This window comes from Bradyrhizobium elkanii WSM2783, from assembly GCF_000472865.1.
Taxonomy (GTDB): Bacteria; Pseudomonadota; Alphaproteobacteria; order Rhizobiales; family Xanthobacteraceae; genus Bradyrhizobium; species Bradyrhizobium elkanii_A.
In genome coordinates this window covers 54,501-80,558 of record NZ_AXAP01000025.1, presented here as the reverse complement: position 1 = coordinate 80,558, position 26,058 = coordinate 54,501, and the positions used below count along the sequence as shown (strand labels likewise).

20 protein-coding genes are annotated in these 26,058 nt (G+C 63.8%); 6 read left to right on the top strand and 14 right to left on the bottom strand.

Annotated elements, in window-relative coordinates; genetic code table 11:
- Positions 1 to 104: 104 nt before the first annotated feature.
- Entirely contained in the window at positions 105 to 914 is an 810-nt protein-coding gene (locus YY7_RS0121870; protein ID WP_028165098.1) for a tetratricopeptide repeat protein, read from the bottom strand.
- Between the two features lie 129 nt (positions 915 to 1,043).
- On the opposite strand from YY7_RS0121870, the gene YY7_RS0121865 reads away from it, so the two are divergent.
- Both YY7_RS0121865 and YY7_RS0121860 read left to right on the top strand, forming a co-directional pair.
- Positions 1,044 to 2,426 carry a leucyl aminopeptidase family protein gene (locus YY7_RS0121865; RefSeq protein WP_028165097.1) on the top strand — a complete coding sequence of 461 codons (1,383 nt, stop codon included), beginning with the start codon at positions 1,044 to 1,046 and terminating at the stop codon, positions 2,424 to 2,426.
- A complete protein-coding gene (locus YY7_RS0121860) occupies positions 2,419 to 3,261 on the top strand; it encodes an NlpC/P60 family protein (protein WP_028165096.1) in 843 nt (280 codons plus the stop codon). The genes YY7_RS0121865 and YY7_RS0121860 overlap by 8 nt, the downstream gene beginning before the upstream one ends.
- A gap of 266 nt (positions 3,262 to 3,527) precedes the next feature.
- Here the strand turns inward: YY7_RS0121860 and YY7_RS0121855 are convergent, their stop codons facing one another.
- The 6 genes from YY7_RS0121855 to YY7_RS0121830 all read right to left on the bottom strand — a co-directional run bounded on the left by YY7_RS0121855 (position 3,528) and on the right by YY7_RS0121830 (position 11,980).
- Positions 3,528 to 5,153 carry an ABC transporter ATP-binding protein gene (locus YY7_RS0121855; protein ID WP_028165095.1) on the bottom strand — a complete coding sequence of 542 codons (1,626 nt, stop codon included), beginning with the start codon at positions 5,151 to 5,153 and terminating at the stop codon, positions 3,528 to 3,530.
- Positions 5,154 to 5,163: 10 nt separating this feature from the next.
- A complete protein-coding gene (locus YY7_RS0121850) occupies positions 5,164 to 6,342 on the bottom strand; it encodes an ABC transporter permease (protein ID WP_028165094.1) in 1,179 nt (392 codons plus the stop codon).
- The gene (locus YY7_RS0121845) at positions 6,342 to 7,451 is read right to left on the bottom strand and encodes a microcin C ABC transporter permease YejB (protein ID WP_028165093.1); all 1,110 of its coding nucleotides are present in this window, start codon (positions 7,449 to 7,451) and stop codon (positions 6,342 to 6,344) included. Before YY7_RS0121845 ends, YY7_RS0121850 begins: the two co-directional genes overlap by 1 nt.
- A 3-nt stretch (positions 7,452 to 7,454) precedes the next feature.
- The gene (locus YY7_RS0121840) at positions 7,455 to 9,320 is read right to left on the bottom strand and encodes an extracellular solute-binding protein (protein ID WP_028165092.1); all 1,866 of its coding nucleotides are present in this window, start codon (positions 9,318 to 9,320) and stop codon (positions 7,455 to 7,457) included.
- A gap of 14 nt (positions 9,321 to 9,334) precedes the next feature.
- Positions 9,335 to 11,143 carry an extracellular solute-binding protein gene (locus YY7_RS0121835; RefSeq protein ID WP_433994519.1) on the bottom strand — a complete coding sequence of 603 codons (1,809 nt, stop codon included), beginning with the start codon at positions 11,141 to 11,143 and terminating at the stop codon, positions 9,335 to 9,337.
- A 291-nt stretch (positions 11,144 to 11,434) separates the two neighbouring features.
- Positions 11,435 to 11,980, bottom strand: coding sequence for a c-type cytochrome (locus YY7_RS0121830; RefSeq protein ID WP_028165090.1), 546 nt, complete (start codon positions 11,978 to 11,980; stop codon positions 11,435 to 11,437).
- 202 nt (positions 11,981 to 12,182) lie between these two features.
- Here YY7_RS0121830 and YY7_RS0121825 point away from each other — a divergent pair, with 202 nt between their 5' ends.
- Positions 12,183 to 12,923, top strand: a complete 741-nt coding sequence (locus YY7_RS0121825) for a 3-deoxy-manno-octulosonate cytidylyltransferase (protein ID WP_028165089.1) — start codon at positions 12,183 to 12,185, stop codon at positions 12,921 to 12,923.
- A 21-nt stretch (positions 12,924 to 12,944) separates the two neighbouring features.
- Positions 12,945 to 13,805, top strand: a complete 861-nt coding sequence (locus YY7_RS0121820) for a prephenate dehydratase (protein ID WP_028165088.1) — start codon at positions 12,945 to 12,947, stop codon at positions 13,803 to 13,805.
- Positions 13,806 to 13,965: 160 nt separating this feature from the next.
- Here YY7_RS0121820 and YY7_RS0121815 read toward each other — a convergent pair whose 3' ends face one another.
- Entirely contained in the window at positions 13,966 to 14,985 is a 1,020-nt protein-coding gene (locus YY7_RS0121815) for an LLM class flavin-dependent oxidoreductase (RefSeq protein ID WP_028165087.1), read from the bottom strand.
- Between the two features lie 383 nt (positions 14,986 to 15,368).
- Between YY7_RS0121815 and metF the strand changes: the two genes are divergently transcribed.
- Positions 15,369 to 16,265 carry a methylenetetrahydrofolate reductase [NAD(P)H] gene (gene metF, locus YY7_RS0121810; protein WP_028165086.1) on the top strand — a complete coding sequence of 299 codons (897 nt, stop codon included), beginning with the start codon at positions 15,369 to 15,371 and terminating at the stop codon, positions 16,263 to 16,265.
- An 18-nt stretch (positions 16,266 to 16,283) separates the two neighbouring features.
- On the top strand, positions 16,284 to 20,138 hold the full coding sequence (gene metH, locus YY7_RS0121805) for a methionine synthase (protein WP_028165085.1): 3,855 nt from the start codon (positions 16,284 to 16,286) through the stop codon (positions 20,136 to 20,138).
- A gap of 292 nt (positions 20,139 to 20,430) precedes the next feature.
- Here metH and YY7_RS0121800 read toward each other — a convergent pair whose 3' ends face one another.
- From YY7_RS0121800 to cysT, 6 genes are all read right to left on the bottom strand, one after another.
- Complete coding sequence (locus YY7_RS0121800) at positions 20,431 to 21,219, bottom strand: 3-hydroxybutyrate dehydrogenase (RefSeq protein ID WP_028165084.1); 789 nt, start codon at positions 21,217 to 21,219, stop codon at positions 20,431 to 20,433.
- 7 nt (positions 21,220 to 21,226) lie between these two features.
- On the bottom strand, positions 21,227 to 22,399 hold the full coding sequence (locus YY7_RS0121795) for a DUF3734 domain-containing protein (protein WP_028165083.1): 1,173 nt from the start codon (positions 22,397 to 22,399) through the stop codon (positions 21,227 to 21,229).
- Between the two features lie 95 nt (positions 22,400 to 22,494).
- Positions 22,495 to 22,992 (bottom strand): CAP domain-containing protein, encoded by a 498-nt coding sequence (locus YY7_RS0121790; RefSeq protein ID WP_027579266.1) that lies wholly within the window; start codon positions 22,990 to 22,992, stop codon positions 22,495 to 22,497.
- A gap of 199 nt (positions 22,993 to 23,191) precedes the next feature.
- Positions 23,192 to 24,241, bottom strand: a complete 1,050-nt coding sequence (locus tag YY7_RS0121785) for a sulfate/molybdate ABC transporter ATP-binding protein (RefSeq protein ID WP_028165082.1) — start codon at positions 24,239 to 24,241, stop codon at positions 23,192 to 23,194.
- Positions 24,231 to 25,193, bottom strand: coding sequence for a sulfate ABC transporter permease subunit CysW (gene cysW, locus YY7_RS0121780; RefSeq protein WP_080663799.1), 963 nt, complete (start codon positions 25,191 to 25,193; stop codon positions 24,231 to 24,233). The genes YY7_RS0121785 and cysW overlap by 11 nt, the downstream gene beginning before the upstream one ends.
- 12 nt (positions 25,194 to 25,205) lie before the next feature.
- Complete coding sequence (cysT, locus tag YY7_RS0121775; protein WP_155255268.1) at positions 25,206 to 26,042, bottom strand: sulfate ABC transporter permease subunit CysT; 837 nt, start codon at positions 26,040 to 26,042, stop codon at positions 25,206 to 25,208.
- Positions 26,043 to 26,058 lie beyond the last annotated feature (16 nt).

Below are 26,058 nucleotides of genomic sequence, written 5' to 3'. Positions count from 1 at the left end.
TCGCGTGAAGAAAACGCGTCAAAAAAAGAATCTAGAGCTTCGGTTCTGATTCAATCAGAACCGAAAATGCTCGAGAGAACTGGAGCTGGAACGCCGGAGACGGATCAGTCGTCGCGCGCGACGATCGGCACCGGTTTCGCCGCTGCGGTTCGCGGATTGTCCCGGCCCTTCAGCATGTCGCGGAGGTAGGCGACATTGGCGGCGGCTTCGTCCGCCGGCAGGTCGGCCTTGACGATATTCTCGGCTTCCGCGAACCGGCCCTGCAAGCCGACCACCAGGGCAAAGTTCTGCCGCACCCGGCTGTCGGCCCGGCTGCTGGCATAGGCACGGCGCAGATTCTCTTCCGCCTTGGGCAGGTCGCGGCTCAGCATGTATGACAGGCCGAGATTGGACAGCACGGACGGCTCGTCCGGCGCGAGGCGCAGCGCGCTCGCATAATAGCGGCGCGCCTCGTCATGCCGGCCAAGCCTGTCGAGCGTGGTTCCCTGCACCGACAGGATGCGCCAATCGGGATTGTCGGGTGAGTGCGCGCGGCTCAGCACGTCGAACGCCGCCTGCGCATTGCCGTTGTCGGCAAGCGCCCGGCCGTAGGCTGCGAGCAGTGGCCGGTTGCCGGGATTGGCGATGGTGGCCTGTTCCAGCATCGCGACCGCCTGCGCCCGCTGTCCGGTCGTACGCAGCGCCTGACTGTAACCGATCGCGGCTTCGACATCCTTCGGATTGGCGCGATAGCGCTCGCCATAGAATTCGACGGCGCGGCGCGGGTCATCCGGCGCGGCTGCGGCAGTCCTCGTCCGTGTGGTCAGGGAGCCCGCGACGTCGGAGAGCGTCTGGCAGCCGCCAAGACTTGCCGCCAGCAGCGCCGAAAGGGCAGCCGACGCGAGCGCGCGGGCAAGACTGGACTGTCGACGCATGGCGCTTTAACTCACAATTTCGCGCGAAAAGAACGAGCCGAATGCACCAGCAATAGACTGTTAACCCTAACGTCTGGTTAATTAGGCAGCGCCCCTGCCGTTTGCGCCCCTGCCATTGATGAGAGTCGCATGCCATCCATCTTCGAAACTGCATCCGTGTCGAACGCCATTCCCATCACCTTCGTCACCAAATCGAACTGGGAGCAGATCCGCGAGACGCTTCCCGCGCATGCGCGGCAGTTCGCGCAGGCCAATGGCTTTGCGGCCAGGCCCGGCAAATATCTCGCGCTTCCGGCGCCCGACGGTTCGCTCGCACAGGTGCTGTTCGGACTTGAGGATGAGGCAAGCCGGTCGCGCGATCCATTCCGGCCGGGCAGCCTGCCCGGATTGCTGCCATCAGGCCTCTACCGCTTCGCCAATGCGCCGCACGATACGCGGCTCGCCGCACTCGCCTTTGCGCTCGGCAGCTACCGTTTCGGCCGCTATCGCAAGGCGGAAGCGCCCGATGTGCAGCTGGTGCCGCCGGATGGCGTCGACGCGGCAGACCTGGCGCGCATGGTGGAGGCCGCATGCCTGGCGCGCGACCTCATCAACACGCCCTCGAACGACATGGGGCCGCAAGAGCTGGCGCAGGCGGCGGAGCAGGTCGCGGCGCGGTTCGGCGCCACTTTCAACTGCATCATCGGCGACGAGCTGGTGCGACAGAATTTTCCGCTGATCCACGCCGTCGGCATGGCGTCGAACCGCGCGCCGCGGCTGATCGATTTCACCTGGGGCAACCCCGATCACCCCAAGGTGACGCTGGTCGGCAAGGGCGTCTGCTTCGACACCGGCGGGCTCGATCTGAAACCATCGAGCGGCATGCTCATCATGAAGAAGGACATGGGCGGCGCCGCCAATGTGCTGGCGCTGGCACAGATGGTGATGGATGCGAAGCTCAAGATACGGCTGCGCGTGCTGATCCCCGCGGTCGAGAATGCGGTCGCGGGCAACGCCTTCCGCCCGCTCGACATCTTCACCTCGCGCAAGGGGCTGACGGTTGAGATCGGCAACACCGACGCCGAGGGACGGCTGGTGCTTGCCGACGCGCTGGCGCTCGCCGATGAGGAGAAGCCGGATCTCCTGATCGATTTGGGTACGCTGACCGGCGCCGCGCGCGTGGCGTTGGGGCCGGACCTGCCGCCATTCTATACGCAGGACGATACGCTGGCCGCGGAGGTGGCGGCGCATGCGAGAGCGGAGCATGATCCATTATGGCGCATGCCGCTATGGCCTGCCTACGATGCCTGGCTGGATTCGAAGACCGCCGACATCACCAACGCGCCGTCGGGCACCTTCGCCGGTTCGATCACGTGCGCGCTGTTCCTGCAGCGCTTCGTCGAGCACGCCAAACGCTGGCTGCATGTCGATATCTACGGCTGGACTCCCAGCGCGAAACCGGCGCGGCCCGAGGGCGGCGAATGCCAGGCGGCGCGCGCGATCTACAAACTGTTGAGCCAGCGCTATGGATGATCCGCGCCTGACACCTTCCCGCGGCGACATCGCAGCCAAATATCTCGAAGGCAAGGTGCGCGCTGAGCGCTTCGTTGCGGGCGAGGAGTTCGAGATCGCGCACGCTCTCGCACCGCTCCGCGACGGCCCCCGCTCCGACGCTACGCTGCTGACGCAGGCTCTGAAGGGCGAGCGCGTCACCATCTATGACCGCAACAGCGAGGGATTCGCCTGGGGCCAGCTTGGCAGCGACGGCTATGTCGGCTGGCTGCCCGACGCCGCACTGGCAAAACCTTCCGCCGCGCCGACCCACAAGGTGACGGCGCTGCGGACTTTTGCGTTCCCCGGTCCCTCGATCAAGCTACCGCCGGTCGAGACGCTGTCGCTCGGCGCCAGGCTGAACGTCGCGCGCGAGGACGGCACGTTCGCGGTGACGCGCGAGGGCTGGTATCTGCCGCGCCGCCATGTCGGCAGCATCGACGGGATCGAGGATGATTTCGTCACCGTGGCCGAACGTTTCGTCGGCACGCCCTATCTCTGGGGCGGCAAGAGCAGCCTCGGTATCGATTGCTCCGGCCTGGTGCAGGTCGCGCTGACCGCCGCCGGCACCGGCTGTCCGCGCGACAGCGACATGCAGCAGCAAGGCCTCGGGCGCGAGCTGAGCGCGGCGGAAGCAAAGAAACTGCAACGCGGCGACCTGATCTTCTGGAAGGGCCATGTCGCCATCGTGCGCGATGCGACCACGATCGTGCATGCCAATGCGCATCACATGGCAACCGTGATCGAGCACACCACGGAAGCCATCGCCCGCATCAAGGCCGCCGGCAGCGACGTGGTCGCGATCAAGCGGCTTTAACTCGTAGCCCGGGTGGAGCGCAGCGCAACCCGGGACAGCTGCTTCAAGGTCCCACCGGCGGACCCCGGGTTATGGACTAACGATGGCGCTCCTTCACCTCTCCCATTGGGAGAGGTCGGCGCGCAGCGCCGGGTGAGGGGCTCCGCTCTCTCGAGGGACCTGCCCCCTCACCCGATTTGCTTGCGCAAATCGACCTCGCCCCGCTGGGGAGAGGTGAACCGAGCCCGCGGCTCCCTCAACGCGACTCGAGACAGGCCAGCATGGAGTTACGTCGCCACGGCACCATTGCCTGCCGTCTCCAGGCGGAAGGCGGCGGCGAAGAGGGCGCGGGTGTAGTTGCTCTTCGGGTTCTTGAACAGTTCGGAGGCCGGGCCCTCCTCCTCGACCTTGCCGGATTTCATCACGATCAGATGGCTGGCGAGCGACGCCACCACGCGCAGATCGTGCGAGATGAACATGTAGGTGAGATCGCGCTTGCGCTGCAATTCGCGCAAGAGGTCGACCATCTGCGCCTGGAACAGCATGTCGAGCGCGCTGGTCGGCTCGTCGAGCACCACGAAATTCGGCTCCAGCACCACCGCGCGCGCGATCGAGATGCGCTGGCGCTGGCCGCCGGAAAATTCATGCGGATAGCGGAAGCGCCATTCCGGCTTGAGGCCGACATCCGTCAGTGCCTTGATCACCCGCGCCTCGCGCTCCTCGGCCGACAACTGGCGCTGATGAACGGTCAACCCTTCGGCCACGATGTCGCCGACCGACATGCGCGGGCTCAGCGCGCCGAACGGATCCTGGAACACGATCTGCATGTCGCGGCGGAACGGCCGCATCTGCTTGAAGCGCAGGCCCTGGATGTTGCTTCCCAAGAATACGATCGGCCCATCCGAGGAGATCAATCGCAGCAGCGCGAGACCGAGTGTGGTCTTGCCCGAGCCGGATTCGCCGACCACGCCGAGCGTCTCGCCCTTGCGCACGGCGATGCTGACGCCGTCGACCGCCTTGATATGACCGACAGTCGAGCGCAGCAATCCGCGCTTGATCGGGAACCAGACCTTCAGATTATCCGCCGACATCACCACCGGCTGGTCCGGGCGCGGCGGCGCCGGATCGGGCTTCGGCTCCGCGGCGAGGAGATCGCGGGTGTAAGGATGCTTCGGCGCGGTGAAGACCTGCTCGACCGGACCGTGCTCGACGATCTTGCCGCCATTCATGACGCAGACGGTGTCGGCGATTCGGCGGACGATGCCGAGATCATGGGTGATGAACAGCATGCTCATGCCGAGCCGGGTGCGGATTTCGGCCAGCAGCGCCAGGATCTGCGCCTGCACCGTGACGTCGAGCGCCGTCGTCGGCTCATCCGCGATCAAAAGGTCCGGCTCGTTGGCGAGCGCCATCGCGATCATCACGCGCTGACGCTGGCCGCCGGAAAGCTGATGCGGATAGCTCTGCAGCCGCGTTTCCGGCTCGGGAATGCCAACTTGCGTCAGGAGCTCGATGGTGCGCGCCCGCGCCGCCGCGCCGCGCACACCGCTGTGCAGCGACAGGATCTCGCCGATCTGCGACTCGATGGTGTGCAGCGGATTGAGCGAGGTCATCGGCTCCTGGAAGATGATCGAGATGTCGTTGCCCCGCACCTCGCGCATCTCGCGCTCCGACGCAGTAAGAAGGTCGCGCCCCTTGAATCGGACGCTGCCGGAAGGATGTGACGCGGCCGGATAGGGTAACAGCCTCAGGACCGACAATGCGCTGACGGATTTGCCCGAGCCGGATTCGCCGACCAGCGCGACGCATTCGCCGCGCTTGATCGAGAACGAAACATGGTCGACCGCGATCGACGGGCCGAAGGCGACCGAAAGGTCGCGGACATCGAGCAGCGGCTGGTTGATGGCGTCCATGATGCGGCCTCTACCTGAACGTCTTGCGCGGGTCGAAGGCGTCACGCGCGGCCTCGCCGATGAAGATCAGCAGCGAGAGCATGATCGCGACCGAGAAGAAGCCGGTGAAGCCGAGCCACGGCGCCTGCACATTGGCCTTGCCCTGCGCCAGCAATTCACCGAGCGAAGGCGAGCCCGGCGGCAAGCCAAACCCTAAGAAGTCCAGCGCGGTCAGCGTCATCACCGAGGACGAGACGATGAAGGGCAGGAAGGTCATGGTCGCCACCATCGCGTTCGGCAACAGGTGGCGGAACATGATCACCGCATTGGAGACGCCGAGCGCGCGCGCCGCCTGGATGTACTCGAAATTGCGCCCGCGCAAAAATTCCGCGCGCACCAGGCCGACCAGCGACACCCAGGAGAACAAGAGGAGGATGCCGAGCAGGATGAAGAAGCCCGGTGGCAGCACCGCCGAGATGATCAGCAGCAGATAGAGCGAGGGGATCGCGGTCCAGACCTCGATCAGGCGCTGGAACGTCAGATCGATCCAGCCGCCGAAATAGCCCTGCACGCCGCCGGCGGCGACGCCGATGATCGAGGACAGGATGGTCAGCGTCAGGCCGAACAGCACCGAAATCCGGAAACCATAGATCAGGCGTGCCACCACGTCGCGGCCCTGGTCGTCGGTGCCAAGCCAGTTGTATTCGAGGTCGCGGCAGCCGCTGAGCTGCTTCCTCTCGACCACCTCCTTGCACTGCGCTTCGGTCAGGAGCCAGGTCGGCTTCGACGGCGCCGGCGTCGGCAAATCGAGATTGTGGGTGTCGTAGGAATAGCGGATTGGCGGCCAGATGATGGTGCCGCCCTTGGCCGCGATCTGCTTCTGCAAATAGGGATCGCGGTAATCCGCCGTGGTCTCGAAATCGCCGCCGAACGTCGTCTCCGCGTAATTGAAGAGCACCGGCCAATAGAGCCGGCCGTCATATTTGACCATCAGCGGGCGATCATTGGCGATGAAATTGGCGAACAGCGAGATCACGAACAGCGCGAGGAAGATCCAGAACGACCAGTAGCCCCGGCGGTTGGCCTTGAAGTTCTGCCAGCGGCGCTTGTTGAGCGGTGACGGCTCGAAGGGATGGCGGCTCGGCGGCACCGCTTCGCCGAGTGGCGATTGCGTGGTGGTCTCGACAGGCTGTGGCGCAAGCATCGTCATCAGACTTCCCTCGCCTCGAAATCGATCCTTGGATCGATCCACATGTAAGCGAGATCGGAGATCAGGTTCACGACCAGACCGACCAGCGAAAAGATGAACAGCGTGCCGAACACGACAGGATAGTCGCGGTTCAGCACGCTCTCGAAGCCGAGCAGGCCGAGCCCGTCGAGCGAGAAGATGGTCTCGATCAAAAGCGAGCCGGAGAAGAAGGCGTGGATGAACGCGCTCGGAAAGCCCGCGATCACGATCAGCATCGCATTACGGAAGATGTGGCCGTACAGCACCTGCCGCTCACTGCAGCCCTTCGCGCGCGCGGTCATGACATACTGCTTGCGGATCTCATCCAGGAACGAGTTCTTGGTCAGCAGCGTCATGGTGGCAAACGCCCCGAGCGCCATCGAGATCAAGGGCAGCGTGATGTGCCAGAAATAGTCGATGATTTTCCAGTACCAGGGGAACTGCGACCAGCCGTCCGAGGTCAGCCCGCGCAGCGGGAACAGGTTGAAGAACGAGCCGCCGGCGAACAGGATGATCAGCAGGATCGCAAACAGGAAGCCGGGAATCGCAAAGCCGATGATGACCACCGCCGAAGTCCAAGTGTCGAACCGCGAGCCGTCATGCACGGCCTTGCGGATGCCAAGCGGAATCGAGATCAGGTAGGTCAGCAGCGTCATCCAGATGCCGAGCGACATCGACACCGGCAGCTTCTCCTTGATCAGCTGGATCACGCTGACGTCGCGAAAATAGCTCTTGCCGAAATCGAAGCGAGCGAAGTTCCACACCATCAGCAGGAAGCGCTCGGGCGCCGGCTTGTCGAAGCCGAACTGCTTTTCGAGATTCTTGATGAAGGCCGGATCGAGGCCCTGCGCGCCGCGGTACTTCGAGTTGACGGTGTCCGCCGAAGCGCCGCCCGGCGCGCGCGCGGCAAAATCGCCGCCGGAAGACCCCGAGACTCGCGAGGAGCCGCCGGTATCGGCGCCGGAGAGCTGGGCCAGCACGCGCTCGACCGGGCCGCCCGGCGCGAACTGCACGACCACAAAGGACACGAAGAGGATGCCGAGCAGCGTCGGCACCATCAGGAGAATGCGGCGGGCGATATAGGCGCTCATGTCTTACTTCGCCTGTTCGGCGTTGCCGGCCTTGGCCGGGTCGGCCCACCAGTTATCCGGCGCTCCCACGCCTTGTGCATAGCGCGCCGGCTTCGGCGGATGGGCGAACAGATCCCAATAGGCCACCTTGTGCGTGTTGGCGTACCACTGCGGCACCCAATAGCGCCCGGCGCGGAAGACGCGATCGAAAGCACGGCATGCGGTGGTCAGTTCCGCTCTGCTGTCAGCGGCGATGATCTTCTCGATCAGCGCATCGATCACCGGGCTCGAAATGCCCGCGAGGTTGTTGGAACCCTTGATGTTTGCGGTCTGTGAGGAGAAGAACGGGCGCATGGTATCGCCCGGCGTCGCCGACATCGAGAAGCGCTGGATGGTCATGTCGAAATCAAAATCCTCCAGCCGCGCGCGGTACTGCACGGCATCGATCAGGCGGAAGGTGGCGTCGATGCCGAGCGTAGCGAGGTTCTTGATGTAGGGCCCGTGATGTGGCTGGATCGAGGCTTCGTCATTGAGGAATTCGATGGTGAAGGGCTCGCCGTTCGGCAGCAACCGCTTGCCGTCCTTGACGACACAGCCGGCGTCGCTCAGCAGCTGCGCCGCCTTGCGCAATAGCGCCCTGTCCTGCCCCGAACCATCAGACACCGGCGGCACGAAGGGCTTGCCGAACACCTCGTCCGGCACCTGGCCGCGGAACGGTTCGAGCAATGCCAGCTCTTCCGGCGACGGTGGGCCGGAGACCATCATGTCCGAATTCTGGAACGGCGAATGGGTGCGCGCATAGGCGCCGTACATGATGGTCTTGTTGGTCCACTCGAAATCGAAGGCGTAGATCAGCGCCTCGCGCACACGCGGGTCTTTGAACTTGTCGCGGCGCAAGTTGATGAACCAGCCCTGCGCGCCCGACGGCGTCTCGTCCGGCAACAACTCGCGCTTGACGCGGCCTTCCTTGATGGCTGGGAAATCATAGCGCGTGGCCCAGATGCGCGCGGTGAACTCTTCCCGGTAGAGATAATTCCTGCCCGTGAAACCCTCGAAGGCGACGTCGCGGTCGCGATAGAATTCGTAGCGGACGGTGTCGAAATTGTAGCTGCCGCGGCAGACCGGAAGATCGGCCGCCCACCAGTCCTTGACGCGATCATATTCGATGAAGCGGTTGACCTCGAACCGGCCGACCTTGTACGGCCCCGACCCGAGCGGCGTATCCAGCGTCGATTCATCGAACGCGCGCTTGGCGTAATAGGCCTTCGAGAAGATCGGCAGGGTTGCAACATAAAGCGGCACGTCGCGCGCGCGCTTCGGCGCGAAGCTGACGACGACGGTGGCATCGTCGAGCGCCTCGGCCTTGATGAAGTCGCGGAGCTGAACCAGGATCAGCGGGTGCCCCTTTTCCTTCAACGTGTTCAGCGAGAACGCGACGTCATGAGCGGTCAGCTTCGAGCCATCGTGAAAGCGCGCCTCGGGGCGCATGGTGAAGGTGTAGGTGAGTTTGTCTGGCGAAATCCGCACCGACTTTGCGGCCAGCCCATATATCGCATCGGGCTCGTCACCGGCGCGCGCCATCAGCGCCGTGAACGTCATGTCCATGCCCTGCGCCCCCTCACCCTTGAGGATGTAGGCGTTGAGCGAATTGAACGTGAAATAGGACTGATTGTAGGCGCGGACCGACGGGATCAGCGAGAACGTGCCGCCCTTGGGGGCATTCACGTTGACATAGTCGAAATGGTGGAAGTCGGCGGGATATTTCAAGTCGCCGAACGCCGACATGCCGTGCATGTCGGCGCCATTATCGGCGGCTGCCGGACGAAGCCGCGTCGCGCATAGCGCACCGATACCGAAGCCGAGCGCGTGCCGACGGGTGAATAGCGCCATGCGCGAAAAATCCCTCAAGACCGTTTGCCGAGCCGGTTCGCCCTCTCCGCGTCGTACCACCACAACGAGGGCAGGCCAGAGCGCGCGTATTTCGGCAGTTCCGCATGGCCGAAGCGATCCCAGAGCGCATAGCGCGCGTAGGGATAGCCGAACTGCGGCACCACGTAGAAATTCCAGAGCAGCACCCGGTCCAGCGCCTTGGTCGCGGCGACGAGGCTGGCGCGGTCCTTGGCGAAGATGACCTTCTCGATCAACGCATCCACTGCCGGGTTCTTGATGCCGATGGTATTCTTGGATCCCTGCTGATCCGCGGCCTGCGACCCCCAGAATTCGCGCTGCTCATTGCCGGGCGAGAGCGACTGGCCCCAGAGGTCGGTGATGATGTCGAAATCGAAACTGCGGATGCGGTTCTCGTACTGCACGTCGTCGACGACGCGGATCGAGGTCGTGACGCCGATGCGTTCCAGCGACGGCTTGAAGAACAGCGCGATCCGCTCCGAGGAAGGATCCTGCACCAGGATCTCCACGCTCACCGGCTTGCCCGACGGATCGACCAGCTTGCGCTCGCGCACCTCGAAGCCGGCTTCCTTCAACAGCCTGGTGGCCTCGCGCAAATTGGCGCGCACCGCTTCGGGATTGCCGCCGACCGGGTTCGTGTACGGCGTCGTGAAGACTTCGGGCGGCACCTTGTCACGCACCGTCTCGAGGAGTTCGAGCTCCTGCCCCTGCGGCAAGCCGGAAGAGGCCAATTCGGTACCCTCGAAATAGCTGTTGATGCGCTTGTACTGACCATAGAAGAGCTGCTTGTTCATCTCCTCGAAATCGAACGCAAAGTTGAAGGCGCGCCGGAGGCGGGCGTCTTTGAATTGATCGCGGCGCAGGTTGAGCACGAAGCCCTGCATGCGGCCGGAATCGTTGATCGGAAACTCCTGCTTGACGACGCGTTTCTCGGTCACGGCCGGGAAGTCATACGCGGTCGCCCACTGCTTCGCCGAATTCTCGGTGATCCAGTCCGCCTGGTCGGCCTTGAAAGCTTCGAGCGCGACGACGTTGTCACGGAAGAATTCGAAACGCAGCTCGTCGAAATTGTTCTGGCCGATCTGGACCGGCAACTTGGCGCCCCAATAGTCCTTCACGCGCTCGAGCCGGACCGAGCGGCCGGCGACGAAATCGGCGATCCGGTAAGCGCCCGAGCCGAGCGGCTTCTCCAGCGTGGTCGCGGAAACGTCGCGCTTGCGGCCCTGGCTGTCGGTGCCTTCCCAGTAATGCTTCGGCAGCACCATCAGCTCGCCGACGATGTGCGGCAATTCGCGATTGCCGGGAGCGTCGAAGGTGAATTTGACGTCGCGCTCGCCGCTCTTTTCGGCCTTTACCACGTGCCGGTAGTAGGACGAATAGAACGGGCTCTGCTTCTTCAATGTCTCGAGCGAGAAGATGACATCCTCCGGCGTCACCGGCTTGCCGTCGTGCCAGCGCGCCTCCTTGCGCAGCCGGTAGATCACCCAGCTGTAGTCGTCGGGGTGGGCCGCGCTTTCGGCGAGCAGGCCGTATTCGGTCGCGATCTCGTCCTGCGAGCGCGACATCAGCGTCTCATAGATCATGATCGCGGCCGGTGCGATCGAACCTTTCACGCCCATCACCGCGACGTTGAAGTTGTCGAATGTGCCGAGCGAGATAATCCGCGCGATGCCGCCTTTCGGTGCATCCGGATTGACGTAGTCGAAACGCTGGAAGCCGGCCGGATATTTGATATCGCCGAACAGCGACAGCGCGTGGCGCCACGCTGGCTCGCTGCCTCCCGGGTCCGCCTGCGCGCTCGACATCGCCGGGATGCCGGCTGCCACGCCCATGATGGGGGTCAGCGCGGCCACCGCGCCGGTCTGCAGAAGGTGTCGTCGGGTAATGGCCAAAGGGAGCTTCCTGTCGTGAACCGGGGTTACGCACTAAGTGCGTAATATAGGGCAAGGTTTCGGCGGATTATGTTGCTTTTTCCTCATCTTGGAAGCCTGGGGGCCATCACGTCTGCGGCGAAACGTCCCGCTGACAAAGATGCGACCCATACGGAAACGGCCAGGCAATGCCTGGCCGTTCCGATTGAATCCATGAGGGAAATGCTATTTCTGCGCGGTCGGCAGCGGCTGGGGATGATCCGACAGCGAGTTCAGGTAGGCGATCACGTCTGCGCGCTCGCTGTCCTTTGGAATACCGGCAAAACCCATCGCGGTGCCCGGGATGAAACCCTTCGGGTTGGTGAGGAACTTGTTGAGGTCGTCGAAGGTCCAGGTGCCGCCCTTGGCCTTCATCGCGGCCGAGAAGTTGAACCCGCGTCCCTCGCCCCTCGGCTCGCCGACGATGCCAAAGAGATTCGGGCCAACCCGGTTCGGGCCGCCCTTCTCGAAGGTGTGGCAGGCCGCGCACTTCTTGGCGGCCGCGGCGCCCTTTTCCACAGAAGCGGTCTGCAGCAGTTTCTCGATCGGCTCGGACGATGCGGCGGCTTCCGCCGGTCCGCCCTTACTCTCCTCTTTCACGGCGATCTCGAAACCGGGCTTCTCCAGCGGCTTGGGCGTGAACACCGCCTGCGCGGCAAAGCTCGTCACCAGGATAATGAGGCAGGTGCCGAGAATCGCACCCAGAATCTTGTTGAGTTCGAAGGAGTCCATTTCGGATCAGGCTCCAGGCCGAAAATGTCGACTTCAGGCGGGCCGAACGGCCGCGGGGGTGAGCCTCGGAATCAGCCCTCGTCGCGCCTCCCCCGAGCAGAGTGGAGATATCGGTTTGCCTGCGCTCTGGCAACCCGTATAAACGCGCCGACTTTCGTCCCGTCCCCACTCTGTTTCCTGCCTCCGGCAGGGTTTTGAATAGATGTCCGACCCGCGGAATTTGGTGCTGATTCCCGCCCGCATGGCGGCCACGAGGCTGCCGGGCAAGCCGCTCCTCGACATTGCCGGCCAGCCGATGATCGTGCACGTACTGCGGCGCGCAATCGAAGCCGATATCGGCCGCGTCGCGGTCGCAACCGACACGCCGGAGATTGCCGCGGCGGTCAGGAGCGCCGGTGGGGAGGTGGTGATGACCCGCGCCGATCACCCCTCCGGCTCCGACCGCATCTTTGAGGCCGCGACCACGCTCGATCCTGCCGGCAACGCCGAGATCGTGGTCAACCTGCAGGGCGATTTCCCGACCATCGCGCCCGACACGATCCGGGCCGTGCTGCCGCCGCTCGACGACGGCGCAGTCGATATCGCCACCCTCGCCTCCGAGATCCACACCGAAGAGGAAAGCCTCAATCCGAACGTGGTGAAGGCGGTCGGCTCGCCGATCACGGCAGGGCGGCTGCGCGCGCTCTATTTCACCCGCGCCACCGCGCCGTACGGCGACGGCCCGCGCTACCATCATATCGGCCTCTACGCCTATCGCCGCGCCGCGCTGGAGCGCTTCGTGCGGCTGCCGCCCTCGCCCCTGGAACAGCAGGAGAAACTCGAGCAGCTCCGCGCGCTGGAGGCCGGGATGCGGATCGACGTCACCATTGTCGACACCGTGCCGCGCGGCGTCGACACCCCGGCCGACCTCGAAACCGCCCGGCGCATACTGGCGAAAACCTGAACCGCTGCTAAAACCCCCGCCATGACCAAGAAGCTGAAAATCGCCTTTCAGGGCGAGCCCGGAGCCAATTCCCACATCGCGATCGTCGAGGCCTATCCCGACGCCGAGCCGATGCCGTGCGCGACCTTCGAGGACGCTCTGTCGGCGATTTCCTCGGGCGAAGCCGATCTCGGCATGATCCCGATCGAGAACTCGGTCGCCGGCCGCGTCGCCGACATCCACCATCTGTTGCCGGCCTCGGGCCTGTTCATCGTCGGCGAATGGTTCCTGCCGGTCCGGCATCAGTTGATGGCGGTGAAGGGGACGAAGCTCGGCGACATCAGGAGCGTGGAGAGCCATGTGCACGCGCTTGGCCAGTGCCGGCGCATCATCCGCAAGCTCGGCGTCAGGCCGATCGTCGCCGGCGATACCGCAGGCAGCGCGCGCGACATCTCCGAACGCGGCGACAAGAGCGTCGCCGCCATCGCCTCGCGCCTTGCCGCCGACATCTATGGCCTTGATATCCTCGCCGAGGACATCGAGGACGAAGCCCACAACACCACCCGCTTCGTGGTGCTGGCACGCGAAGCCAAATGGGCCGAGCAGGATTCAGGCCCCCTGGTCACCACATTTGTTTTCCGGGTGCGCAATTTGCCCGCCGCGCTCTACAAGGCGCTCGGCGGCTTTGCCACCAACGGCGTCAACATGACCAAGCTCGAAAGCTACATGGTCGACGGCAATTTCTTCGCGACGCAATTTTATGCCGACGTCGACGGCCATCCGTATGATCGCGGACTGGCCTTTGCGCTGGAAGAGCTGAAATTCTTCTCCCGCGAATTCCGCATCGTGGGCGTCTATCCCGCCCACCCCTTCCGCGCGACGTTCAGCGAAAAAGCGGATTGATCCCGCGAGTGAGGGGCGCACGCCTTTCTCCCAACGTCGTCCCGGGCTTGACCCGGGACCCATAACCACAGGACTCCGTGGTTAGAAGACGCCGGAACTGCTTGCGCGCGTAACAACCGGCATCGGTGGTTATGGGTCCCGGCTCAAGGCCGGGACGACGCTAAGCCGCCTCCTTCTTCCCACGCCCGAACGCATCCGCCAGCAGGCTGTAAGACTTCTTCCGCGCCTCGTGATCGAACACCGCGGAGATGATCATCAGCTCATCGGCCTCGGTCGCCGCGATCAGCGGCTGCAATTTTGCCATCACCGTCGCGGGGCTGCCGACGAAGAAACGCGCGCGGTTCCGCGTGATGGAAGCGCGCTCGGCGTCCGTATAGGGATAGGCCAGCGCCTCCTCGACGCTGGGCAGCGGCAGATACTGGCCGCGGTCCCGGCGCAGGCGGTTGAGGTCCATCGACAGCGCCAGCTTTTCCGCCTCTTCATCGGTCTCGGCCGCCACCGCCGCCACTGCGAGGATCGCATATGGCGTCTGGCGCCAGGGCGACGGCTTGAAATGGGCGCGGTAGTTGATCATCGCATCGACCGCGTCATGGGTCGCGAAATGATGCGCGAAGCCGAAGCCCATGCCGACTTGCGCGGCGAGCTCGGACGAATAGCCGCTGGAGCCGAGCAGCCAGATCGGCGGCAGCGGCGAATCGTCGGGCATCGCCACCACATTGTTGAAGGGGTGGCCGGGCGGGAAATCCCGCGTCTCCCAGAGCGTCAGTTCATGCAGCCGCTCCAGGAAATCGTCGCCCTCGCGGCGGTCGAGCCGGCTCCGCAGCGCATAGGCGGTGGCGCCGTCGGTGCCGGGCGCCCGCCCGAGGCCCAGATCGATGCGACCGGGGAACAGCGCCTCCAGCATCTTGAAGCGCTCGGCGACCACCAGCGGCGCATGGTTGGGCAACATCACGCCGCCGGAGCCGACGCGGATGTTCCTGGTGACGGCAGCGATCTGCCCAATCATCAGATCCGGCGCGGGGCTCGCGACGGAAGCAAGGTTGTGGTGCTCGGCGAGCCAGTACCTGATATAGCCGAGCCCATCGACGTGGCGCGCCAGATCGATGCTGTTGCGCAGCGCTGCGGCGGGCTTTGTGGCTGTGGTGACGACCGAAAGGTCCAGGACGGAAAGCGGGATCATCGCACCAAGCTAGGGCGACACATTGAAACCACAAAGCCCCTCCGCGTGCAGATCAGCTCCGCGACACTCTGAACCTGAAGCCGATCGAGAGTGGGACAAAATATCGTTAATCCGCAATAATTCACCTTTGCCCACACCGGAGGAGGGAACTGACTTTCCCATGAACTACAGAATATGGCTATAATTTCCGGATTTTCGCGATAAGCCGCGAAACTCATACTCTTGCCCATTACGAATTCAGGTTGCCATCGAGAGCCAGCATATTCATCAAAAGTGGGCAAAATCCCATTATCGATGGGCTGTTTGGGCGACCCGCTTTGCCCTATCTTACCTGCTCTACCGCCCAGCCTGTCGCCGATTGTTCCGTGGAGCTTGTGAGAGCCATGACCGAGGTTGCTGCCCCGCCGTTCAGGACTCCCGCCATTTCCTTCGAGTTCTTCCCGCCGAAGACCGAGGAGATGGAGCGGAACCTGTGGGACACGATCAACCGGCTTGCGCCGCTGTCGCCCACCTTCGTCTCGGTGACCTATGGCGCCGGCGGATCGACCCGCGAGCGCACCCATTCGACCATCGCGCGCATCCTGAATGAAACCAGGCTGTTGCCGGCCGCGCATCTGACCTGCGTCAGCGCCTCCCGCGGCGAGATCGACGAGATTGTCGACCGCTATCACGAGGTCGGCGTCCGCCACATCGTGGCGCTGCGCGGCGACCCGCCGGGCGGCATCGGCACGCCCTATTACACGCATCCGGACGGCTACCAGAGCTCGCCGGAGCTGGTCGCCGGCATCAAGAAGCGTCATCCCGATATCGAGGTGTCGGTCTCGGCCTATCCGGAAAAACATCCGGAGAGCGCGACCTTCGACGCCGATATCGACACGCTGAAGGCCAAGGTCGATGCCGGCGCCACCCGCGCGATCACCCAGGTGTTCTTCGACAACGATCTCTACTTCCGCTACCTCGACCGGGTGCGGGCGCGCGGCATCGAGATCCCGATCGTGCCGGGCATCATGCCGATGCACAATTTCAAGCAGGCCCGCAATTTCGTCACCCGCGCCGGCACCACGGTGCCGGACTGGTTTGCCGCGAAATTCGAAGGCCTCGATGACGATGCCGAGACCCGCAAACTGGTGGCAGCTACGGTTGCCGCCGGCCAGGTGCAGAAGCTCGCAAAACACGGCGTCGACACCTTCCATTTCTACACCATGAACCGCGCCGATCTCGTGTTCGCGATCAGCCATCTGCTCGGCATCCGTCCGAACGGCGCCAAGAAAGCTGCTTGAAGAAAGCTGCCTGATCAAATGACCGTACCCGTCTCTTCCAAGCGTACCGCCCTCATCGCCGCCGCGCGCGAGCGCATCCTCGTGCTTGACGGCGCCATGGGCACCATGATCCAGGGCCTGCAATTCGACGAGGCCGCCTTCCGTGGCGAGCGCTTCAAGGATTTCCATCGCGACATCAGGGGCAACAACGACGTCCTGATCCTGACGCAAGCGCAGGCGATCGAGGACATCCACGCCGCCTATCTGCGCGCCGGCGCCGACATCGTCGCGACCAACACCTTCTCCTCGACCTCGATCGCGCAAGCCGACTACGACATGTCGGACCTCGCCTATGAGCTCAACCGCGAGGGCGCCAGGCTCGCGCGCGCCGCCGCCGAGAAGGTCAGTGCCGAGGACGGCAGGCCGCGCTTCGTCGCAGGCGCCCTGGGGCCCACCAACCGCACCGCCTCCATCTCGCCCGACGTCTCCAATCCCGGCTATCGCGCGGTGACGTTCGACGATCTGCGCAAGGCCTATGGCGAGCAGATCAACGGCCTGCTCGACGGCGGCGCCGATCTTCTCCTGGTCGAAACCATCTTCGACACGCTCAATGCCAAGGCCGCGCTGTATGCGATCTCCGAGATTACGGAAGAGCGCGGCATCGATGTGCCCGTGATGATCTCGGGCACCATCACCGACAAGTCCGGCCGCCTGCTCTCGGGACAGTTGCCGGAAGCGTTCTGGAATTCGGTGCGGCATGCCAAGCCGATCACGATCGGCTTCAACTGCGCGCTCGGCGCGGAGGACCTGCGCAGCCACATCGCAGACATCGGCCGCGTCGCCGATACGCTCGTCTGCGCCTATCCGAACGCCGGCCTGCCCAACGAATTCGGGCAGTACGACGAGACGCCGGACTATATGGCGCGGCTGATCGGCGAGTTCGCAGCAGCAGGCCTCGTCAACATCGTCGGCGGCTGCTGCGGCACCACGCCGGACCATATCGCCGCGATTGCCGCGGCGGTTGCGCCGCACAAGCCGCGCATTGTTCCTGAGATCGCGCCGCGTCTCCGGCTGTCAGGCCTCGAGCCGTTCGCGCTGACCGACGCCATTCCTTTCGTGAACATCGGCGAACGCACCAACGTGACGGGATCGGCGCGCTTCCGCAAGCTGATCACCGCGGGCGACTACACGGCCGCGCTGCAGGTGGCGCGTGACCAGGTCGAGAATGGCGCGCAGATCATCGACGTCAACATGGACGAGGGCCTTCTGGATTCCGAGAAGGCGATGGTGACGTTCCTCAACCTCGTCGCCGCCGAGCCCGATATCGCCCGCGTGCCTGTCATGGTCGACTCCTCGAAATTCGCCGTGATCGAGGCCGGGCTGAAATGCATCCAGGGCAAGCCTGTGGTGAACTCGATTTCGATGAAGGAAGGCGAGGAGAAGTTCATCCACGAGGCCACGATCGCCAAGCGTCATGGCGCAGCCGTCGTGGTGATGGCGTTCGACGAGACGGGACAAGCCGACACGTTCGCCCGCAAGACCGAGATCTGCAAGCGCGCTTACAATGTCCTGGTGAACCGGCTCGATTTCCCGGCCGAGGACATCATCTTCGATCCGAACATCTTCGCGATCGCGACCGGGATCGAGGAGCACAACAATTACGGTGTCGATTTCATCGAGGCCACGCGCTGGATCCGCCAGAACCTGCCCGGCGCGCATATTTCCGGCGGCGTCTCCAATCTCTCGTTCTCGTTCCGCGGCAACGAGCCGGTGCGCGAGGCGATGCATTCGGTGTTCCTGTATCACGCCATCAAGGCCGGCATGGACATGGGCATCGTCAATGCCGGGCAGATGATCGTCTATGACGACATCGATCCCGAACTGCGGCAGGTGTGCGAGGACGTCATCCTCAACCGCGATCCCGGCGCTTCCGAGCGACTGCTGGCGCTCGCCGAAAAATTCCGCGGCAAGGAGAGGCAGAGCAAGGAAGCCGATCTCGCCTGGCGCGAATGGCCGGTCGAGAAGCGGCTCAGCCACGCACTGGTGCACGGCATCACCGAATTCATCGAGCAGGATACCGAGGAGGCCCGACAGGCATCTTCCCGTCCGCTCGACGTCATCGAGGGTCCCTTGATGGCCGGCATGAACGTGGTCGGCGATCTCTTCGGCGACGGCAAGATGTTCCTGCCGCAGGTGGTGAAGTCCGCGCGCGTGATGAAGCAGGCAGTCGCCTATCTGATGCCGTTCATGGAGGAGGAAAAGGCACGCAACCTCGCCAATGGCGTGGCCGGCGACGGCCGCAACGCCGCTGGCAAGATCGTGCTCGCCACTGTGAAGGGCGACGTCCACGACATCGGCAAGAACATCGTCGGCATCGTGCTGCAATGTAACAATTTCGAGGTCATCGACCTCGGCGTGATGGTGCCGGCGGCAAAGATCATCGAGACGGCAAAGGCCGAAGGCGCTGATATCATCGGCCTCTCCGGCCTGATCACGCCCTCGCTCGACGAGATGAGCTTTCTTGCCGGCGAGCTGGAGCGCGAGGGCCTGAACCTGCCGCTCCTGATCGGCGGCGCCACCACCAGCCGCGTCCATACCGCCGTGAAGATCGATCCGAACTATCCGGGCGGACCAGTCGTCCACGTCAATGACGCCAGTCGCGCGGTCGGAGTCGCCTCCTCGCTGCTCTCGCCCGAGAAGCGCGAGGCCTATGCCGCCGATATCCGCGCCGAATACGCAAAGATCTCCGCGGCACATTTCCGAGCGCAGCAGGACAAGAAACGGCTGAAGCTTGCGGATGCCCGCGCCAATGGCGTCAAGATCGATTTCGCCAAGACGCCGCCGAAGCAGCCGGCCTTCTTCGGCATCAAGAGCTTCGATGCCTACGATCTGGCGGAACTGGCAAAATACATCGACTGGACGCCGTTCTTCCAGACCTGGGAATTGACCGGGCGCTTCCCGGCCATCCTCGACGATCCGAAGGTCGGCGAGGTCGCGCGCTCGCTCTATGATGATGCGCAGAAGATGCTTGAGCGCATCATCGCGGAGAAATGGTTCACGGCGCGCGCCACCATCGGCTTCTGGCCCGCCAATGCCGAAGGCGACGACATCGCCGTCTATGCCGACGAGACGCGCAAGAAGAAGATCGCGACCTTCCACACGCTGCGCCAGCAGCTCGAGAAGCGCGAAGGCCGCTTCAACGCCGCGCTGTCGGACTTCATCGCGCCAGTATCGTCGGGCGTACCTGACTATATCGGCGGGTTCGTCGTCACCGCGGGCATCGGCGAGGACGCGGTCGCCGACCGCTTCAAGAACGCCAATGACGATTACTCCTCGATCCTGTGCAAGGCGCTGGCCGATCGCCTCGCCGAAGCTTTCGCCGAGCGCATGCACCAGCGCGTGCGCAAGGAATTCTGGGGCTATGCGCCCGACGAGACGTTCTCGTCGGACGAGTTGATCCTGGAGAAATACCAGGGCATCCGCCCGGCGCCCGGCTATCCCGCGCAGCCCGACCACACCGAGAAGCAGACGCTGTTCGCGCTGCTCGACGCCGAGAACACGGCCGGCGTGAAGCTGACGGAGAGCTTTGCGATGTGGCCGGGCTCCTCGGTCTCCGGCCTCTATTTCAGCCATCCCGAAAGCTTCTATTTCGGCGTCGGCAAGATCGAGCGCGACCAGGTCGAGGACTATGCCGCGCGCAAGGACATGACCGTCACCGAGATCGAGCGCTGGCTCGCGCCCGTGCTGAACTACATCCCTTCGCAGGAAGCGAAGCAGCCAACGCCCGCGCCCGCACCCGTCGCCACGCCCGCCAACGACGTCACCTCACACCCACCCGGTTGCACCTGCGCCGTCCATCTCGCCTGGCGCAAGAAAGCCGTCGGCGCGGGTTAGCGCGTTTTCGAGCGAAGTGGACACCGGTTCGCGTGAAGAAGACGCGTCAAAACTAGAATCTAGAGCTCCGGTTCTGATTCCATCAGGACCGAAAATGCTCTAGCCGGCCAGCTGCTCGCAATGACGCGGGGATGGGTTCTGATTCAAATTTCAAACAGCTCTCCGCTGTCATCGTCCGGGTTGACCTGACGATCCAGTATTCCAGAGGCGGTTGTGCTTGAGCCGAGAGGCCGCCGGATACTGTATGCCCCGTCATCGCGGGGCATACAGGTACGCGCCGAACCAAAGGGCCCTACTCCGCGGTCCAGCCGCCATCGATGGAGTAGTTGGAGCCGGTGATCTGCGCGGCGTCGTCGCTGCAGAGGAACAATGCGAGCGAGCCGACCTGGTCGGCGGTGACGAATTCCTTGGTCGGCTGGGCCTCGAGCAGCACGTCCTTGATGACCTGCTCCTTGGTCATGTTGCGCACCTTCATGGTCTCCGGAATCTGGTGCTCGACCAGCGGCGTCCAGACATAGCCGGGGCTGATGCAGTTGCAGGTGATCTTGAAGGTCGCAAGCTCGAGTGCCACCGTCTTGGTGAGGCCCGCGATGCCGTGCTTGGCCGAGACATAGGCCGACTTGAAGGGCGAGGCGACCAGCGAATGCGCGGAGGCGGTATTGATGATGCGGCCCCAGCCGCGCTTCTTCATCCCTGGCACCGCGGCGCGGATGCCATGAAACGCCGACGACAGGTTGATCGCGATGATCGCATCCCACTTCTCGATCGGAAATTCCTCGATCGGAGAGACGAACTGGATGCCGGCATTGTTGACGAGGATGTCGACCGAGCCGAAGGTCTTTTCGCCGAGCGCGATCATTTCCGCGATCTCGGCGGGCTTGGTCATGTCGGCCGGCGAATAGGCGGCCTTGACCTTGAAATCGGTCTCGATGCCGGAGCGCTCGCGCTCGATATCGGCCGGCACGCCCATGCCGTTGATGACGACATTGGCCCCCGCGCTGGCGAATTTACGCGCAATCGCCAATCCGATGCCGCTGGTCGAGCCGGTCACGACAGCGGTCTTGCCTGTCAACGTAGCCATATCTGCTTCACTCCTTCTTTGCGGGGAACGGATCGACGTCCCCCGTGAGATCGTAGGTCACCATGGTTTCCCCGGACTGCGGCCGTTCTAGCCATTCTTTGTGACGCATCGACAAATGAACGTCGCGGACGCCCGCCTCCCAATGCTCGACCATGGCGACATGGGAGAAGTCGTAATCCTTCGACGACGTCTCGTAGTTCTTGCTGCGGTAGATCAGGTGCACCACCGTGACGGTGTTCTCCTTGGAGGCCTGCCGCAGCAATTCAACGGAGGGATCGTTCTTCAGATAATCCGGCAGCTTGCCGATGAGATCACGCACCGCCATGCGCGCATTGTGGATCTGCCTGTTCTTGTCGGTGTTCATGCGCGTGCGGCTGGAAAAGCGGATGTCCTTTTCACGCTCGGCCGCCTCCAATAGCGAATTCGGCAACGGTCCGCGGGCGCTGAACAGATCGACCTGGAAGATCAGGAGATCGCGGCGGGTCTCCTCATCAAGCACGAAGTCGAGCGGGGTGTTGGAGGCGATACCGCCATCCCAATAATGCTCGCCTTCGATCAGGACCGCCGGAAAGCCCGGCGGCAGCGCGCCGGAGGCCATGATGTGCTCGGGGCCGATCTTCTTGCCGAGCTTCTTGAACTCGTAATTGTCGAAATACCTGAAATTGCCGGAGGTCACGCCGACGGCGCCGACCGAAAGCCGGGTCTTGAGGTCGTTGATGCGGTCGAAATCGACCAGCCGCTCCAGCGTCTTCTTCAGGGGCGCGGTGTCGTAATAGCTTTGCGACTGCGAACTGCCCATGGGCCAGAACGGCGCTGGCGGAATCCGCGGCGCAAAGAAGCCAGGCACGCCGAATGTCGCGATGATGGCGGCGCTGGTCTCGTTGAACAAAGTGCGGGCGCGGTCGCCGGGCGCTATCGGATTCCAGGATACCGGACGCGACACCATCTCCCAGAATTCCTTTAAGCGCGGCACCTGCTTGTCCGGCTCGTTGCCGGCGATGATCGCGGCATTGACGGCGCCGATCGAGATTCCGGCAACCCAGTCAGGCTCGAAGCCGGCGCGACAGAGCGCCTGAAATGCTCCGGCCTGATATGAGCCAAGGGCGCCGCCGCCCTGCAGGACCAATACGCGCTGCGCCTGCGCGGGCGTCGTGGCGGGCGGAGGATCTGAAGTATCCATCGTGACCGTCAATCAGTGGTGTATAATGGCGCCCACCGTGGCCGCAGTTCGCGACCGCGTCAATCGGCCTGATCTGGCGTGACGATCACGCAGAGTTAGGTTGACGCGAGAATGAGCGTCCAGAACACCTTGTACTTGGTGTTCGGCGCATAGCTCGCAGCAATGCCCAATTTTGTGACACCGCCCTTGAGCATATTGGCCTTGTGTGGCGGCGAATCGCGCCAGCCGGAAAACGCTTCCGCCAGCGTATGATAGCCAGCGGACACGTTTTCGACCGCCACCGTCGCCGGATAGCCGGAGCCTTCCAGCCGTTTGCCGAGCGGGGCCTTCACGTCATGGTCCATCTTGTTGCGCGCCGCCATGGCCTGCGACTGCTGCTCGGCGAGCTTGACGAGCGCAGGGTCCACCACCACGGCGCCGAGGCCGTTGTTCTGGCGATATTGCGAGATCATGGTCGCGGCGGCCTGGGTGTCCAGGACGGCACCGGGTGCAGCCATGTTGACATACATGGCCGGCTGTTCCGGAAGTGGAGTGTCTGTCGCGCAGCCGCCCAGCACCAGAAGCCCAAAGAGGGCGACGGTCGTCCGTTTCACTGAAAGGATTCCCCCAAGGTTGGTCCGCCGTTGTTGCATACCAACCGTGGCTGAATGGTGAACGGGGGGCGTTTTTTTTGCCGCGGCGACAGCGGTCCGCGAGATCCTGTAGCCCGGATGGAGCGAAGCGTAATCCGGGGCCTTTTCGCGCGTGGATGCGAATCCCGGGTTGCGCTCCGCTTCACCCGGGCTACGGCAGCTATTCGTGAGCCGCGAAAATACGGTAGCGGCGGGGTTCCAGCGAGATGATTTCGCCGGCCTGCAGTTCCCGGTCGCGCGGCGCATCGATCTCGATCACGGTCTTGCCTTCGCTGTCGGCAAGCGCGACCTCGGCACGCTGGATCGGGCCGAAGGAGCGGACGTGGCGCACCGCCCCTTCCAGCGATCCGCTTCCCGCCGGGCCGATCTGCATGTCATGGCGGCGCACGAACAATTTGGAGGCGCCGGGCGCCGCACCATTGGCGGCGACGTTGAGCGGCCGGCCGCCGAGCCGGACCGCGCCGTCGCTGACATCGACCGGCAGCACGATGGATTCGCCGATGAAGCCGTGAACGAAGGCCGTCGCCGGATTGTCATAAACCTCGCCGGGGGTGCCGATCTGCTCGATGCGGCCTTTGTCCATGACGACCACGCGGTTGGCGACCTCGAGCGCCTCTTCCTGGTCATGGGTGACGAAGATCGAGGTGACGTGGATCTCCTGATGCAGCGAGCGCAGCCATTGCCTGAGCTCCTTGCGCACCTTGGCATCGAGCGCGCCGAAGGGCTCGTCGAGCAACAGGATGCGCGGCTCGATCGCGAGCGCACGGGCGAGCGCGATGCGCTGGCGCTGGCCACCGGATAGCTGGCTCGGATAGCGGTCGGACAGCCAGTCGAGCTGCACCAGATCGAGCAGCTCCTTGACGCGGGCGCGGATCGCCTTCTCGTCCTTGCGGATCGCGCGCGGCTGCACGCGGAGGCCAAAGGCGACGTTCTCGAACACCGTCATGTGACGGAACAGCGCATAGTGCTGGAACACGAAGCCGACATGGCGCTCGCTGGCGCCGCGGCCCAGCGCGTCCTCGCCGTCGATCGTGACTTCGCCCGCCTCGGGCCAGTCGAGGCCGGCAATGATCCGCAGCAGCGTGGTCTTGCCGGAGCCGGACGGCCCCAGCAGCGCCAACAGCTCGCCGTCGCCGACCTTCAGGCTGACAGTGTCCAGCGCTGCGAAATCGCCGAACTTCTTTACGATATTCTTGACTTCAATCGTCACTGACAATCTGCCCTTCGTCCAGACGCCGTTCGAGGATCGTCTTCACGACCAGCGTGATCAACGCCAGCATCGCAAGCAGCGACGCGATCGCGAACGACGCCACGAACTGATATTCATTATAAAGGATTTCGACCAGCAGCGGCATGGTATTGGTCTGGCCCCGGATATGGCCCGAGACCACCGACACCGCGCCGAACTCGCCCATCGCGCGCGCGTTACACAGCAGGACGCCGTAGAGCAGGCCCCATTTGATGTTGGGCAAGGTGACGCGGAAGAAGGTCTGCAATCCTGACGCGCCCAGCGAGATCGCGGCTTCCTCCTCCTGCGTGCCCTGCTCCTGCATCAATGGAATCAGCGCGCGCGCGACGAAGGGGAAGGTCACGAAGATGGTGGCGAGCGCAATGCCGGGCACCGCGAACAGGATGTGGATGTTGTGCGCCTGCAGCCAGGTCCCGAAGAAACCCTGTGCACCGAACAAGAGCACGAAGACCAGACCCGAGATCACGGGACTGACCGAGAACGGCAGGTCGATCAGCGTGATCAGAAAAGTCTTGCCGGCGAAATCGAATTTCGAGATCGCCCAGGCCGCGATCACGCCGAAGATCAGGTTGAGGCTGACGGAGATCGCCGCGATCAGAAGCGTCAACTGGATCGCCGAGAGCGCCTCCGGCTCGCTGAGCGCCGCGAAATAGGCCGAGATGCCGCGCGAAAACGCTGACGCGAACACCACGACCAGCGGCAGCACCACGAATACGGTGAGGAAGAGCAGCGCCAGCGCGACGATCAGGAAGCGGATCGGCCGGGGCTCGGTGCGCAGATCCCGCTTCGAGGCCGCCGTGTGCGGGCGCACCCTCTCCCGCTGCGAGGGCGGCGAGGCGACATTGAGGTCGGTCTTCGGGGCATAGGCTCGCAACTGCGTGGTGGAGGAAGCCAGGTTCGATTGCAGCGACATCGATCCGGCCCTCTAGTGAGTGGGAATGCGGGTCTGCGCCCAGCGCTGCAGGCGATTGACCGCGAAGATGATGATGAATGAAGCCAGCAGCATGACCACCGCGATCGCGGTGGCATCCGCATAACGAAATTCGGAGAGCCGGATCACGATCAACAACGGCGCGATTTCGGAGACATTCGGCAGATTGCCGGCGATGAAGATGACCGAGCCATATTCGCCGACGGCGCGGGCGAAGGCGAGCGCAAAGCCGGTCAAGAGCGCCGGGATCAAGCTCGGCAGGATCACGCGAAAGACCGTGTGCCAGCGGTCGGCGCCGAGGCTTGCCGCGGCCTCCTCGATCTCCGGATCGAGATCGATCAGCACAGGCTGTACCGTCCGCACCACGAAGGGAATGCCAATGAAGACCATGGCAAGGAAAATGCCGATCGGCGTGAACGCGACCTTGATGCCCAGCTCGGCAAGCGGCGCACCTAACCAGCCCTTCTGCGCAAAGAGCTGGGTCAGCGCGACGCCGGCAACCGCGGTCGGCAGCGCGAAGGGGATATCGACGATCGCATCGAACAGCCGCCGTCCCGGAAAGCGGTAGCGCACCAGCGCCCAGACGATGACCGTGCCCATCACCAGATTGACGCAAGCCGCGGCAAACGAAAGCCCAAACGAAATCTTCAGCGCGCTCAGGGTGCGGCGGCTGGTGACGATGCCCCAGAACTGATCGAAGCTCAGCTCAAACGTCTTGAGAAAGAGACCGGCGAGCGGAATCAGGACGATAACGGAGAGCCATGTCAGGGTCAGTCCCATGGTGAGACCGAACCCCGGCAAAGTGCTGCGCCGTGCAACCGCTGTGCTCACCTATCCCCCTGCTTCT

Bases quoted from the DNA above. Each gene is read 5' to 3' on its own strand.
- YY7_RS0121795 (WP_028165083.1), bottom strand. From the start codon at position 22,399: ATGGATACTTCAGATCCTCCGCCCGCCACGACGCCCGCGCAGGCGCAG.
- YY7_RS0121855 (WP_028165095.1), bottom strand. From the start codon at position 5,153: ATGGACGCCATCAACCAGCCGCTGCTCGATGTCCGCGACCTTTCGGTC.
- YY7_RS0121860 (WP_028165096.1), top strand. From the start codon at position 2,419: ATGGATGATCCGCGCCTGACACCTTCCCGCGGCGACATCGCAGCCAAA.
- YY7_RS0121815 (WP_028165087.1), bottom strand. From the start codon at position 14,985: ATGATCCCGCTTTCCGTCCTGGACCTTTCGGTCGTCACCACAGCCACA.
- YY7_RS0121825 (WP_028165089.1), top strand. From the start codon at position 12,183: ATGTCCGACCCGCGGAATTTGGTGCTGATTCCCGCCCGCATGGCGGCC.
- metF (WP_028165086.1), top strand. From the start codon at position 15,369: ATGACCGAGGTTGCTGCCCCGCCGTTCAGGACTCCCGCCATTTCCTTC.
- YY7_RS0121840 (WP_028165092.1), bottom strand. From the start codon at position 9,320: ATGGCGCTATTCACCCGTCGGCACGCGCTCGGCTTCGGTATCGGTGCG.
- YY7_RS0121865 (WP_028165097.1), top strand. From the start codon at position 1,044: ATGCCATCCATCTTCGAAACTGCATCCGTGTCGAACGCCATTCCCATC.
- metH (WP_028165085.1), top strand. From the start codon at position 16,284: ATGACCGTACCCGTCTCTTCCAAGCGTACCGCCCTCATCGCCGCCGCG.
- YY7_RS0121830 (WP_028165090.1), bottom strand. From the start codon at position 11,980: ATGGACTCCTTCGAACTCAACAAGATTCTGGGTGCGATTCTCGGCACC.
- YY7_RS0121800 (WP_028165084.1), bottom strand. From the start codon at position 21,219: ATGGCTACGTTGACAGGCAAGACCGCTGTCGTGACCGGCTCGACCAGC.
- YY7_RS0121850 (WP_028165094.1), bottom strand. From the start codon at position 6,342: ATGACGATGCTTGCGCCACAGCCTGTCGAGACCACCACGCAATCGCCA.
- YY7_RS0121870 (WP_028165098.1), bottom strand. From the start codon at position 914: ATGCGTCGACAGTCCAGTCTTGCCCGCGCGCTCGCGTCGGCTGCCCTT.
- cysW (WP_080663799.1), bottom strand. From the start codon at position 25,193: ATGTCGCTGCAATCGAACCTGGCTTCCTCCACCACGCAGTTGCGAGCC.
- YY7_RS0121835 (WP_433994519.1), bottom strand. From the start codon at position 11,143: ATGTCGAGCGCGCAGGCGGACCCGGGAGGCAGCGAGCCAGCGTGGCGC.
- YY7_RS0121820 (WP_028165088.1), top strand. From the start codon at position 12,945: ATGACCAAGAAGCTGAAAATCGCCTTTCAGGGCGAGCCCGGAGCCAAT.
- YY7_RS0121845 (WP_028165093.1), bottom strand. From the start codon at position 7,451: ATGAGCGCCTATATCGCCCGCCGCATTCTCCTGATGGTGCCGACGCTG.